At 56.8% G+C, this 2,347-nt stretch carries 5 protein-coding genes; 1 reads left to right on the forward strand and 4 read right to left on the reverse strand.

Features of this window, described 5'->3' with window-relative positions; genetic code table 11:
• A partial coding sequence (locus WBM93_RS11590) for an electron transfer flavoprotein subunit alpha/FixB family protein (protein WP_424432008.1) occupies window positions 1–615 on the forward strand: 615 nt, incomplete at its 5' end.
• A 111-nt stretch (window positions 616–726) separates the two neighbouring features.
• Here WBM93_RS11590 and WBM93_RS11595 read toward each other — a convergent pair.
• From WBM93_RS11595 to WBM93_RS11610, 4 genes are all read right to left on the reverse strand, one after another.
• Window positions 727–1,230 (reverse strand): hypothetical protein, encoded by a 504-nt coding sequence (locus WBM93_RS11595; protein ID WP_424432010.1) that lies wholly within the window; start codon window positions 1,228–1,230, stop codon window positions 727–729.
• Between the two features lie 9 nt (window positions 1,231–1,239).
• A complete protein-coding gene (locus WBM93_RS11600; RefSeq protein ID WP_424432012.1) occupies window positions 1,240–1,602 on the reverse strand; it encodes a HesB/IscA family protein in 363 nt (120 codons plus the stop codon).
• A 2-nt stretch (window positions 1,603–1,604) separates the two neighbouring features.
• A complete protein-coding gene (locus tag WBM93_RS11605) occupies window positions 1,605–2,117 on the reverse strand; it encodes a GNAT family N-acetyltransferase (RefSeq protein ID WP_424432013.1) in 513 nt (170 codons plus the stop codon).
• Window positions 2,114–2,347: iron-sulfur cluster assembly protein (locus tag WBM93_RS11610; protein WP_424432015.1), on the reverse strand; the 234-nt coding region annotated here is incomplete at its 5' end. The genes WBM93_RS11610 and WBM93_RS11605, both read right to left, overlap by 4 nt.

The raw sequence follows: 2,347 nt of genomic DNA on the forward strand, positions 1-2,347 counted from the left end.
GACGTCATGCAGATCAGCGACATTCTCTCGGTCGAAAGCGAAGACACGTTCACCCGGCCGATCTACGCCGGCAACGCGATTGCCACGGTCAAATCGTCTGATGCCAAGAAGGTCATCACCGTTCGCGGTACGGCCTTTGACAAGGCAGCGACCGAAGGCGGCTCCGGCACCATCGAAGCCATTGGCGGCGCGAGCGACGCTGGCCTATCCAGCTTCGTCAGCGACGAAATCGCCAAGTCCGAACGCCCCGAACTGACCAGCGCCAAGATCATCGTCTCCGGTGGTCGTGCCTTGGGTTCTGCTGAAAAATTCGAAGAGGTGATCACGCCCTTGGCTGACAAGCTCGGCGCCGGCATCGGTGCTTCGCGCGCTGCGGTCGATGCGGGCTATGTCCCGAACGACTATCAGGTCGGCCAGACCGGCAAGATCGTCGCTCCCGAAGTCTATATCGCGATCGGCATCTCCGGCGCAATCCAGCATCTCGCCGGCATGAAAGACTCGAAAATCATCGTCGCGATCAACAAGGACGAAGACGCCCCGATTTTCCAGGTTGCGGATATCGGACTGGTTGCGGATCTGTTTGATGCGGTTCCGGAGTTGACGAGCAAGGTTTAAACGCCTTCTCCCTAGAGGGATAAGTGACGATCACAAAAAAGGGGCGCGGAGAAAAATCTCCGCGCCCCTTTTTTGCAGTTACACTCATAGAATAGAGAATCGCCTATCATCTTACTCCGTTCGCACCAAAACCATCTCAGACGGCTCTTCGCCGGCGCTGCTCAAATAGATTTCGGCTCGTTTGACGCGACCGGGTTCTGACAAATCAAACGACAAGCTATGTTGATGATTGTTTGTAGGGTTTACCAAATTGGTCGCGTCCCAGAAATCAAAGACTATTTTCGCTGCTCCATCGGGCGTGCTCATTTTCATGCGTGGTTGATTGCCTTGCGGGCAATAGTGGGTTGCAACCACGTCGGCCTTGTCGCGATGGTAGAGCGTAAGCGAATGGGTTTTGCCGCGGCTGACCCAGCGTTCGACCAGCACGCTGTTGTTGGCGGTCAGTTCAAACTCGATATGGAATTTTGAACCATCCTGACCTTCCCGTTTCCAGTGTCCGGCCAGCGTGGACATTTGTTCAAAAGCGGAAGGCGCCGGTGCCAAGTCCTCCGCAAGCGCAGGGCTGGCAAGTGTGATCGTGGCAGTCAGCGCAAGGGCGATAGTTCTCGTGACCATAATAGTCTCCTAAACCGTAAAACTCTCTCCGCACCCGCAAGCACCCTTGGCATTGGGGTTCTCAAACACAAAACCAGCGGTAAAATCATCTTCGACCCAGTCCATCGTGCTGCCGATCAGGTAGAGCACCGATCCGCCATCGACGTAGAATATCCCGCCGGGGGTGATGATCTTCTCGTCAAACGGGACTTCCTCGGTGATATAGTCGACCGAATAGGCAAGACCCGAGCAGCCGCGGCGCGGGGTGGATAGTTTTACGCCGATCGCGTCATCGGGGGCTTTGGCCATCAGGTCAGCAATGCGCTGCTCGGCGCCGGGCGTCAGAATGATCGCCGCCGGAATTTCGCGTATTTTGGTTTTTGTCTCGGTCATTTCTAAAGCCTTTTCTGCCAAAACAATGCCTTGCCCATTTCGGGGTCGAGCACATAATCTCCATAGCCGAGCGACGCATAAAGCGCCCTGGCGGGTGCGTTGCCTTCGAGCACTTCCAGCGTCACCTTGCAGGCGCCGATATCTTCAGCGGTCTGGTGGATCGCGTCAAATAATGCGCGCCCGACACCGGTTCCGCGATGCGCTTTGGCAACCACGATATCGTGAATATTGATCAGCGGCGCTCCGCCAAAGGACGAGAAAGTCGTCATCAGATTAGCAAGCCCCGCGACCTGATCACCGACATAGGCCAAAAGGGATGATGCCGCCGGTGTCGCGGCCAGTCCCGGAACCAGATTTGCCTTTACCTGATCCAACAGATCCTCGCCACCGCCCATCGGGTCCATCGCATAGACACGCAGCATCGCGACAATCGCCTTGGCATGATCGGCTTTGGCATAATCCGCCTGCACGATTGTGACTGTGGTGGCCGGTTTCAGGGTTGTGGTTCCGGTCACAACATCCCCAGTTCAAGCTTCGCCTCGTCGCTCATCTTCTGCGGGTCCCATGGCGGGTCCCAGACGAGAATGACTTCGGCATGGCCGACGCCGGGAACGCTGCCGACCTGCAGTTCGATTTCGCCGGGCATTGATTCGGCGACCGGGCAGTTCGGCGTTGTCAGGGTCATCGACACGATAGCGTGATTGTCCGGGGTAATCTCGACGCCGTAGATCAGGCCAAGATCATA

Source organism: Parasphingorhabdus sp. (assembly GCF_049667325.1).
Classification (GTDB): Bacteria; Pseudomonadota; Alphaproteobacteria; order Sphingomonadales; family Sphingomonadaceae; genus Parasphingorhabdus.